Annotated in this window: 9 protein-coding genes; 5 read left to right on the forward strand and 4 right to left on the reverse strand. The window is 64.8% G+C overall.

Translation table 11 applies throughout. From position 1 onward, the window contains the following. The first annotated feature begins 124 nt into the window (after positions 1-124). Both AC0L3B_RS09905 and ppx read left to right on the forward strand, forming a co-directional pair. Positions 125-2317 carry an RNA degradosome polyphosphate kinase gene (locus AC0L3B_RS09905; RefSeq protein WP_026233127.1) on the forward strand — a complete coding sequence of 731 codons (2193 nt, stop codon included), beginning with the start codon at positions 125-127 and terminating at the stop codon, positions 2315-2317. Positions 2318-2332: 15 nt separating this feature from the next. After that, positions 2333-3835, forward strand: coding sequence for an exopolyphosphatase (ppx, locus tag AC0L3B_RS09910; RefSeq protein ID WP_247391406.1), 1503 nt, complete (start codon positions 2333-2335; stop codon positions 3833-3835). 35 nt (positions 3836-3870) lie between these two features. Here the strand turns inward: ppx and AC0L3B_RS09915 are convergent, their stop codons facing one another. The 3 genes from AC0L3B_RS09915 to AC0L3B_RS09925 form a co-directional block, all read right to left on the reverse strand. Next, on the reverse strand, positions 3871-4731 hold the full coding sequence (locus AC0L3B_RS09915; protein ID WP_085352939.1) for a TerC family protein: 861 nt from the start codon (positions 4729-4731) through the stop codon (positions 3871-3873). 44 nt (positions 4732-4775) lie between these two features. Further along, positions 4776-5198, reverse strand: a complete 423-nt coding sequence (gene ndk, locus AC0L3B_RS09920; protein ID WP_473380342.1) for a nucleoside-diphosphate kinase — start codon at positions 5196-5198, stop codon at positions 4776-4778. Between the two features lie 256 nt (positions 5199-5454). After that, entirely contained in the window at positions 5455-6081 is a 627-nt protein-coding gene (locus tag AC0L3B_RS09925) for a glutathione S-transferase family protein (protein ID WP_085352938.1), read from the reverse strand. 333 nt (positions 6082-6414) lie between these two features. Here AC0L3B_RS09925 and AC0L3B_RS09930 point away from each other — a divergent pair, with 333 nt between their 5' ends. The 3 genes from AC0L3B_RS09930 (at position 6415) to AC0L3B_RS09940 (ending at position 8994) form a co-directional block, all read left to right on the forward strand. Then, positions 6415-6669: a sulfur globule protein precursor gene (locus AC0L3B_RS09930; protein ID WP_247368370.1), complete on the forward strand. Its 255-nt coding sequence runs from the start codon at positions 6415-6417 to the stop codon at positions 6667-6669. A gap of 217 nt (positions 6670-6886) precedes the next feature. Further along, a complete protein-coding gene (locus tag AC0L3B_RS09935; RefSeq protein ID WP_007609361.1) occupies positions 6887-7060 on the forward strand; it encodes a hypothetical protein in 174 nt (57 codons plus the stop codon). A 71-nt stretch (positions 7061-7131) separates the two neighbouring features. After that, the gene (locus AC0L3B_RS09940; protein WP_018459084.1) at positions 7132-8994 is read left to right on the forward strand and encodes an ABC-F family ATP-binding cassette domain-containing protein; all 1863 of its coding nucleotides are present in this window, start codon (positions 7132-7134) and stop codon (positions 8992-8994) included. A gap of 181 nt (positions 8995-9175) precedes the next feature. Here AC0L3B_RS09940 and AC0L3B_RS09945 read toward each other — a convergent pair whose 3' ends face one another. After that, complete coding sequence (locus AC0L3B_RS09945; protein WP_204511001.1) at positions 9176-10141, reverse strand: tripartite tricarboxylate transporter substrate-binding protein; 966 nt, start codon at positions 10139-10141, stop codon at positions 9176-9178. Positions 10142-10302: the final 161 nt, after the last annotated feature.

Here is a 10302-nt window from a genome sequence, read left to right on the forward strand (position 1 = left end):
GGCGGGTTGACGCGGCCGGGCGGCGGAACATCAATGTCATCGAAACGTCATCGCTCTAACACATGCTCCCGCGGGTTTTGCGCGTAAGTCGCAAATTGGGGCGAACTGGATGGACCGACTTCTGATGGATTCTGCGCAAGCTGTTGAAGTTAAAGAAAAAGCCCCGGAAGCCGAAGGCCCGCCGGCGATCGCATCGAGCCCCGAGCGGTTCATCAATCGCGAGCTTTCCTGGCTGCACTTCAACCGCCGCGTCCTGGAGGAATCGGTCAATCCCAGCCACCCCATGCTGGAGAGGGTGCGATTCCTGTCGATTTCAGCGAATAACCTCGACGAGTTCTTCATGGTCCGCGTCGCCGGCATCAAGGCCCAGGTGCGCGAGGGTATTGCTGAGCGCAGCCCCGACGGTCTGACCCCGTCCGAGCAGCTCGCGCTCATCAACCGGACCGTCTCGCAGCTTGCCTCCGACCAGCAGGCAATCTGGCGCGACCTGCGCGGCACGCTCGCCGACGAGGGTATCGTGCTGGTCGAGGGCAAGGAGGTCACCAAGGCGGAACGAACCTGGGTCGAGGACTACTTCCTCAGCAACGTGTTCCCGCTGCTGACGCCGCTCGCGATCGACCCGGCCCACCCCTTCCCGTTCATTCCGAGCCTCGGCTTCACCATCGCGCTCCAGCTCACGCGCGCCGCCGACGGCAAGCAGATGAACGCGCTGATCCGCATGCCCGGCAAGATCGACCGCTTCATCCGTCTGCCGGCTGACGGCAAGGTCGTCCGGCTGATCTCGCTGGAGCAGGCCACCGCGCTGTTCATCAACCGCCTGTTCCCCGGCTACAATCTTCACGGCCAGGGCGCCTTCCGCGTCCTCCGCGACTCCGAACTCGAAATCGAGGAAGAGGCCGAGGATCTCGTCCGCCTGTTCGAGACCGCGCTGAAGCGCCGCCGCCGCGGTTCGGTGATCCGACTCGAGATCGACGCCAAGATGCCGGAGCAGCTGCGCAGTTTCGTGCAGCACGCGCTGTCGACCGCCGACGACGAGGTGTTCCTGGTCGATGGCGTGCTCGCCATGAACGAGCTCTCGCAGCTCACCCGCCTTGACCGGCCCGATCTCGAATTCACCCCTTACGTGCCGCGCCATCCCGAGCGCGTGCGCGAGCAAGGCGGCGACATCTTCGCTGCGATCCGGCAGAAGGACCTCGTCGTCCATCACCCCTACGAATCCTTCGACGTCGTGGTGCAGTTTCTCCAGCAGGCGACGCGCGACCCCGACGTCGTCGCCATCAAGCAGACGCTCTACCGCACCTCCAGCAACTCGCCGATCGTGCGCGCGCTCGTGGAAGCCGCCGAAGCCGGCAAATCCGTCACCGCGCTGATCGAGCTGAAGGCCCGCTTCGACGAGGAGGCCAACATCCGCTGGGCGCGCGACCTCGAACGCGCCGGCGTGCAGGTCGTCTACGGCTTCCTCGAACTGAAGACCCACGCGAAACTCTCGATGGTGGTGCGGCGCGAGGGCGGCAGCCTCACGACCTACGTCCACACCGGCACCGGCAATTACCACCCGGTGACCGCGCGCATCTACACCGACCTCTCCTACTTCACCTCGGAGCCGACCATCGGCCGCGACGCCGCGCGCGTGTTCAACTTCATCACCGGCTACGCTGCGCCGAGCGATCTGGAAAAGATGGCGGTGTCTCCGCTGACCTTGCGCAAGCGCATCATCGAGCACATCCAGGGCGAGACCGCGCATGCGCGGCACGGCCGGCCTGCTGCGATCTGGATGAAAATGAACGCGCTGGTCGACCCCGATATCATCGACGCGCTCTACGAGGCCTCCCAGGCCGGCGTGCAGGTCGAGCTCGTGGTGCGCGGTATCTGCTGCCTCAGGCCCGGTATTCCCGGCCTGTCGGAGAACATCCGCGTCAAGTCGATCATCGGACGATTCCTCGAACACGGCCGAATTTACTGCTTCGGCATGGGCCAGGGCCTGCCGAGCGCGAAAGCGGCTGTGTATATCTCCTCAGCCGACATGATGCCGCGCAACCTCGACCGCCGCGTCGAGGTGCTGTGTCCGCTGCAGAATCCCACGGTGCATCAGCAGGTTCTCGAACAGATCATGGTCGCGAATCTCAAGGACAATGAACAGAGCTGGCAATTGTTGCCGGACGGGTCCTCAACGCGTATGAAGACCGCGAAGGGCGAGGAGCCTTTCAACGTCCACAACTACTTCATGACAAATCCGAGTCTGTCTGGCCGTGGTAAGTCGCTCAAGGAATCCTCGCCGCGCCGCCTCACGCGCCGTAATGAACGTCATCAATCCTGATCCGGGATCGTCGACGTGAAGCGGCCGCGCAAGCGCGGCTCGAGCGTCGCGGTCATCGACATCGGCTCCAACTCGGTCCGTCTCGTCGTCTACGAGGGACTGACGCGGAGCCTCATTCCCATCTTCAACGAGAAGACGCTGTGCGGCCTCGGGCGCGAAGTGCAGAGCACGGGACTGCTTGCGCCCGACGCCGTCGACAAGGCGCTGACCTCGCTCAAGCGCTTCCGTGCGCTGTGCCGGGTCATGCAGGTCGGGCGGGTGTTTGCGATTGCGACCGCCGCCTGCCGCGATGCCTCCAACGGCGCCGACTTCATCGCGAAAGCCGAGCGCATCTGCGCGGTGAAGATCGAGATCCTGTCGGGCCCGCGCGAGGCGCGGCTGTCGGCGCTTGGCGTGATCTCCGGCATCCATCATCCTGACGGCATCGTCGGCGACCTCGGCGGCGGCTCGCTCGAACTGATTGACGTGCGCAAAAACACCGTGCGCAGCGGCGTGACGCTGCCGCTCGGCGGCCTCGCGCTGCAGGACCTCGCGCATAAATCCCTGAAACGCGCCGACCGCATCGTGCGCGAAGCGCTCGATGGGGTGCCGCAGCTCAAGGCGGGGAGCAGCCGCAGCTTCTACGCGGTCGGCGGCACCTGGCGCGCGCTTGCGCGCATCCACATCATCCAGAGCGGCTATCCGCTGCAGGTGATGCACGGCTATTCGATTTCGGCGGCCGAGGCGCTCGATTTCTCGCGTCGTCTCCGCCGGCTTGCGGCCGCCGGCATGCTCGCCGACATCGAGATCGTCGCCGATGCCCGGCGTCCGCTCCTCACCTATGCGGCGCTGGTGCTCGAGCACATCATCCGGGTGGCGAAGCCGAAGACCATCGTGTTCTCGACCTTCGGCGTGCGCGAGGGCCTGCTGCACGAGAAGCTGCCGGAGTCCGAGCGCAACAAGGACGGACTGATCTGCGCGGCCGAGGAGCTGAACCAGCTGCTGTCGCGTTCGGCAAAGCACGCCCGCGAGCTGATCGCCTGGACCGACCGCCTCGCGCGCGTGGTGAAGCTGCGCGAGACCGAAGAAGACCGCCGCCTGCGCCACGCCGCGTGCCTGCTGTCCGACATCGGGTGGCGCGTGCATCCCGACCATCGCGGCGAGCAGACGCTGAGCCTCGTCGTCAACGGTAATTTCGGCGCGATCACCCACACCGAGCGCGCCTTCGTCGGGTTGTCCGTGTTCTATCGCTATGCGGGCCTCAGCGAGGAGAACCAGCCGCCGGTCGCCATGCAGGAGCTGCTGACGCCGGCGCAGCTCGAACGCGCCCGCCTGCTGGGCGCGGCCTTCCGCGTCGCACATCTGATCTCGGCGGCGCGTCCGGGCGTCTTGCCCGCGACGCATTTCCGCAGCATGGGCCGCAAGCTGTTGCTGGTGTTCGAGCACCGCCTCGGCGATCTCGTCGCGGATCGAGTCGGCAGCCGCTTCCGCGCGCTCGCCCGCCTGATCAACCGCACCGGCTCGATCGTCCGACGCTAGCGCTTTTCCCAAGAGATCATGCTCAAAAGATAGATCTACTCCGCCGAGGCCTTGACGTGGCGTTCGGAGGACTCGAGCGCGGCCGCGCTCATGCTGCGGCGGCGCCAGATGGAGCCGACGACCAGCACGACAACGACGCCGAGAGCTGCGCAGAGATATTCGCCGCCTCCGCCGCCATGGGCGAATTGCGGCGGGATGCGCAAGGCGCCGAGCATGTTGTCGAGCGAAGCGCCGAACGGACCGTCGAACAGCGCATGCAGCCTCGGCGCGATGCCGGGATCGGTCGCGATCACTTCGCCCGCGATCCAGCCGAGCAGCGCCGCGCCGGCCCACACCAGAACCGGCAGCTTTGCGAGCAGCGCCATGATCAGCGCCGCGCCGGCGACGATCAAGGGCACGCTGATGGCAAGACCGAGCACCAGCAAGGGCACGCTGCCATTGGCGGCCGCGGCCACCGCAATGACGTTGTCCAGGCTCATGACGATGTCGGCAACGACGACGATCTGCACGGCCTGCCACAGATGCGACGCCGACTCGACGCCGTCCTCGTCCTCTTGCTCCGGCACCAGCAGCTTGGCCGCAATCACGATCAGCGCGAGGCCGCCCACCAGCTTGAGGTACGGCAACTCCATCAGGCTCGCGACGATGCCCGTGAAGATGATCCGCAGCAGCACCGCGGCGCCCGCACCGAGGATCATGCCCCACAGCCGATGCCGCGGCTTGAGGCCGCGACAGGCAAGCGCGATCACCAGCGCATTGTCGCCGGACAAGAGGATGTTGATCCAGATGATCTTGCCGACCGCGACCCAAAAGGTCGGTTCGGCCATCTCAACGCGGAACTGGGTGAAGAATGCCCCGATCGTAGCGGGATCGAAGATCTGCCAGAGCCAGTTCACACTACGTCCTTTCGCCGCGTCTCGTTACCTTATCGGCTGACGGGTCAGCCGACGATCTCGTTGCCCGAGAAGAACTGCGCGATCTCGATCGCGGCGGTCTCCGGCGCATCCGAGCCGTGCGCGGAGTTCTCGCCGATCGACTTTGCGTAGAGCTTGCGGATGGTGCCGTCAGCCGCCTTGGACGGATCGGTCGCGCCCATCACGTCGCGATACTTGGCGACGGCACCCTCGCCTTCCAGCACCTGGACGACCACGGGGCCCGACGTCATGAACTCCACGAGCTCACCGAAGAAGGGGCGCGTCTTGTGGACCGCATAGAAGGTCTCGGCCTGTTCCTTGGTCATGCGGATACGCTTCTGCGCGACGATGCGCAGGCCCGCCTTCTCGATCACGGCGTTAACCGCACCGGTGAGATTGCGCGCGGTGGCGTCGGGCTTGATGATCGAGAAGGTGCGTTCGATGGCCATGATGTTGTCCTTGAAGAGAAAACAGTGGTTCGGAGTTGCCGGGCTTATATCGGCGCCTTCGCGATACGGCAAGCGACCGCCCAAACGGGCTCGCGGGCGCTTCGCCGCAGGCCGAGGGCGAGTGTTCACCTGAACCGATACTTGTAGATGGCGGCGATCTGGGCGTCCGAAGGTCGGCGTCGGGCTTAGGGCCGCTTTCGACCCCATGACGTTGAGTGCTGACCTCTCGTGTCTCGATTCGCGGAGGAAACGGGAATCAGGTGTTCACCCCTTCGTGCGAACGCTCCATGGCACGCTTGTAGGCGTCGCGGCCGGTGGTGCGGGCGAGATAGGCCTGTTCGGCGTCGCCGAGGGTGATCCCGCAGTTCCGTTGGCCCAGGTTCAGGGCGTAGGTCACCGAGATGTCGGCTGCTGTGAAAGCCTCGCCGGCAAGGTAGGACGAGTCGGCAAGCCGTTGGCTGACAAGCTTTAGCCGCTTCTGGAACGACTGCAGGCACCAGGTCGCGCCCCAGTTCTCCCGTTCGGCATCGGGCGCGATGAAGCGGCTGACGACGACGGGCATCATCAGGGTCGCGAGACCGGCTTCGCCCAGATGCAGAAATTGCTGGTAGGCGGGGAACGTGGGATCCTGCGGCGCGGGCGCCAGCGGCGTCGGCCCGTAGCGGGCCATCAGGTACTCCATGATCGCGATCGACTCGACCATGACGACGTCGCCGTCCTGGATCGCCGGGATGTAGTCAGCGGGGTTGACCGCCAGGAACTCGGGGTCCTGCTTGGCGGCCAGCATGTCCACCTGCCGCACGCGGTAGGGAAGGCCCATCTCCTCCAGCACCCATACGACCCGGATCGATCGCGAGGTCTGTCCGCCCCAAACGGTGATCACGCGAAGGCCCCTTCCTGGTGTGACTGAGGATCGACCATGGCAGACTCTATATGACCGTAGCACTCAAGGCAGACGCGAAGCTTAGCTTCCGTGGTCTCCTTCCCATCCATTGCGGACGCGTGGTGGGTCCCCCTTTCAGGGTTGGAAGTCCAACGTGGATTACAATGATTTCACCCAGATGAACCCATTCTGAAGGCCTCGTCAGGGTTTGGTTCAGCCTCGCTCGGATAACCTCGGGTCCATCGAAACCAAAGCCTCTTTCAGAGGCAGACCGTTTCGGCGGCCTTTCCATCGACGCGATAGCCCCGCGCCAACAGATTTGAGGAGATCACCATGTTGAGGAAACTTTCCCTCGCCGCCGTCGCCGCGGTTGCGCTTGGTGCCGCGCTGGCGCCGACCTCCGCCTCCGCGCACTGGCATGGTGGCGGCGGCGGCTGGCACGGCGGCGGTGGCTGGCACAACGGCCACGGCTGGGGTGGACCGCGCTTCTATGCTCCCGTCTCCTACGGCTATGGCGGCTGCTATGTGCGCCGGCTGGTCCCGACTCCCTGGGGACCCCGCTGGCGGATGATCAACCGCTGCTACTGAGCCCGACAGCACCTTTCCAAAGATACCTGAGCCCCCAAGGTACCTTCCAGGCGAAGCCCCGGCGTCCCCCAGCGCCGGGGCTTTGTATTCGGAGAGGATATTGCGCGGCTTCACACAATTTTTGCTAGAATGCCGCGCAATCGCCGCGAGTGGCGAAACCATTTGGGGGCCAAGGACTTGGTACCGTGTCGCTTCTTTGAGAACACGGAACTCTGCGATGGTTAGCCTTTTCGCCGACGATAGCGAGCAAATCGACCGGCGCACCAGCCGCTCGATCCGCGATGCGGTGGGCGAACGGCTCCAGCAGAGCCTGCGGCCCGAAGCCAGGCTGCCGACGCACCTCGAGCAACTCCTCAATGAGCTGAAGCAGCGCGAGCGCGATTCGCACTGAGTTGACAAGCACCGGCTTGCAAACACAGAAAAACGGGTTGCGTTTGATCGCGGGTGCGGTGACAAGGCCGCATGCTCTCCATCACCGACCTCTCCATCCGCCTCGCCGGACGCCTTCTGATTGACCAGAGTTCCGTGCAGATCACGCCCGGATCCCGCGTGGGCATGGTCGGTCGCAACGGCACCGGCAAATCGACCCTGTTCAAGGTGATCCGCGGCGAGCTCGCCGCCGAGCACGGCACGGTGAGCCTGCCGCCCCGCTGGCGCGTCGGCAGCCTGGCGCAGGAAGCGCCGAACGGCCCCGAGAGCCTGATCTCGGTCGTGCTCAAGGCCGACCTCGAACGCGACGCACTGCTCACCGAGGCCGAGAGCGCGACCGACCCGCACCAGATCGCCGAGATCCAGACCCGGCTGGTCGACATCGACGCGCATTCGGCGCCGAGCCGCGCCGCAGCCATCCTTTCCGGTCTCGGCTTCTCCGCCGCCGACCAGCTCCGCCCCTGCGCCGAATTCTCCGGCGGCTGGCGCATGCGCGTTGCGCTCGCCGCAACGCTGTTTGCGGCTCCCGACCTGTTGCTGCTCGACGAGCCCACCAACTATCTCGACCTCGAAGGCACGCTGTGGCTCGAGGATCACCTCGCGCATTATCCGCGCACCGTTATCGTGATCAGCCATGATCGCGACCTGCTGGAAAGCTCGGTCGACCAGATCCTGCATCTGGATCGCAGCAAGCTCACCCTTTACAAGGGCACCTACTCCTCCTTCGAGGAGCAGCGCGCCATGCGCGAGATGCTCGATGCCAAAGCGGTCAAGCGCCAGGAAGCCGAACGCGCCCGCCTGCAAGCCTTCGTCGACCGTTTCAAGGCCAAGGCCTCGAAAGCCCGCCAGGCGCAGTCCCGTGTGAAAATGCTGGAGCGGCTGAAGCCGATCACGGCGCTGGTCACCCAGGACGTACGCGAGATCAGCTTTCCCGCGCCCGAGAAAATCCTGTCGCCGCCGATCATCGCCGCCGACAACGTCGTGGTCGGCTACGATCCGACCACGCCCGTGCTGAACCGCGTCACCTTGCGCGTCGATAATGACGACCGCATCGCGCTGCTCGGCTCAAATGGCAACGGCAAGTCGACTCTCGTGAAGCTGCTCGCCGGCCGCCTCGCGCCGTTCTCGGGCAAGGTGACCCGCGCCGACAAGCTCTCGATTGCCTATTTCGCCCAGCACCAGCTCGACGAATTGAACGAGGATGCCTCGACCTACGACCACGTCCGCAAGCTGATGGGCGAGGCGCCGGAAGCCAAAGTACGCGCCCGCGCCGGTGCGATCGGCTTTTCCGGCAAGGCGGCCGATACCAAGGTCGGAAAATTGTCGGGCGGCGAGAAGGCGCGGCTCCTGCTGGGACTGGCGACCTTCTTCGGCCCCAACATGATCATCCTGGACGAGCCGACCAACCATCTCGACATCGACAGCCGCGCCGCGCTTGCGGAAGCCATTAACGAATTCCCCGGCGCCGTCATCATGGTTTCGCACGATCGCTATCTGATCGAGTCCTGCGCCGATCAACTCTGGATCGTCGCCGACCGCACCGTGACTAATTACGACGGCGACCTCGACGAATATCGCCGCCTGGTGCTGTCCGCGCGCAATGGCGAGCCCGCCCCGCGAGAGCGCAACGCGCCGAGCGAGAAGCCGCAGCGTCCGAGATCGGACAATCGCGGCTCGCTGAAGAAACGTATCGCGGAAGCTGAGACCGAGATCGCCCGCGTCAGCGCGATCATCAGCAAGATCGACACTGCGCTGGCCCTGCCCGACATCTTCACCCGCGACCCCAAGCAAGCCGCGCAACTGTCGAAGGCACGCGCCAATGCGGCCGACGCGCTGGCGCGCGCCGAGGAGCAGTGGCTCGAGGCGAGCACGCAGTTCGACGAGGCGGCGGGCTGACGCCTCCGCGACCGGCCCGACATTAAAATCGCAAAAACAACCCCATAAAATCGCAAAAACAACCCCATGCACAGTACCGGTATTTTGCTACCCGGTGATTGGCTGTTGAATGGACTGTTTTTTACCGTGGTGACTTAGCCCGCTCACGCAGCGATGTCGGCACGAATTGAGCAGGAATGGCTCAGTCCGCGAATTGGCCCGCTGCCTTGATCATCGGAGCCCAACGGTCGACTTCGCTCGCGAGCATCGCGGCCAGCGCCTCCGGCGTCGCCTTCTCCTGCGGGACCGGCTCCGTGTTGATGTCGTTGAACCGGGCGATCAGCGTGGAATCCCTAAGGGCGGACTGGAGCGCCGCGGTCAGCTTCTGAACGACCGCCGGTGGTGTTCCCTTGGGGGCATAGATGCCGTGCCAGACACCAAGTTCGAACCCTTTGAGGCCGGCCTCGTCGGCGGTCGGCAGATCGGGCAGGCTCTTCAGCCGCTCCTTGGTGGTGATCGCATAGGCCTTGACCTGCTTCGACATGATCGGGCCGGTGGTATTCGTCGCCTGGTCGCAGGTAAGATCGATCTGCCGGCCGAGAAGGTCGTTCATGATGGGGCCGTTGCCCTTGTAGGGCACCGCGGTGAGCTGCTTCTGGATCGCTGTCATGAACAGCATGCCGCAGAGATGCGACGCCGCGCCGAGTCCGGCATTGGCATAGGTCAGCTTGTCGCCCTGCTGTTGGGCGTAGGCGATCAATTCCTTCAGCGTGTCGGCCGGAAAATCCGGACGCGCGATGATGGTCATCGGCGCATTGGTCACAAGCCCGATCGGCGCAAAGGCCGTCTTCGTGTCATAGCTGAGGTTGCGGTACAGTGTGGCGGCCGTCGAGAGGCCGACATGATGGATCAGCAGCGTGTATCCGTCGGGCTGGGCTCGCGAGGCGCGGGTCGTGGCGATGGTACCACCGGCGCCGGGCGCGTTCTCGACGACGACCTGTTGGCCAAGCGATTTCGCCATGCCGGCCGCGGTCAGGCGAGCAATCGTGTCCGTAGGTCCGCCGGCGGCGAACGGCACCAGCATGGTGACGGGCCTGATCGGATAGTCCTGGGCGAGCGCCGCGCCAAACGGCAGGACCAGAGCCGATACGAGGGCAATGAGCCGCATGCTTTCCTCCAAATTTTTTTGCTTGCTCCTATGTACGCATTCCGGGCTGCGGGGCCACACCAAAATGACTTCATCAGGAGTGGCGCGCCCGCGGCATGGTGTAGCTGCCGAAAAGCCCGATTGGTTCTCAGCGCGTCTCGCGAAGCTTCGTCGGCATCATG

The sequence above is a fragment of the Bradyrhizobium sp. Kon56 genome, from assembly GCF_055807635.1.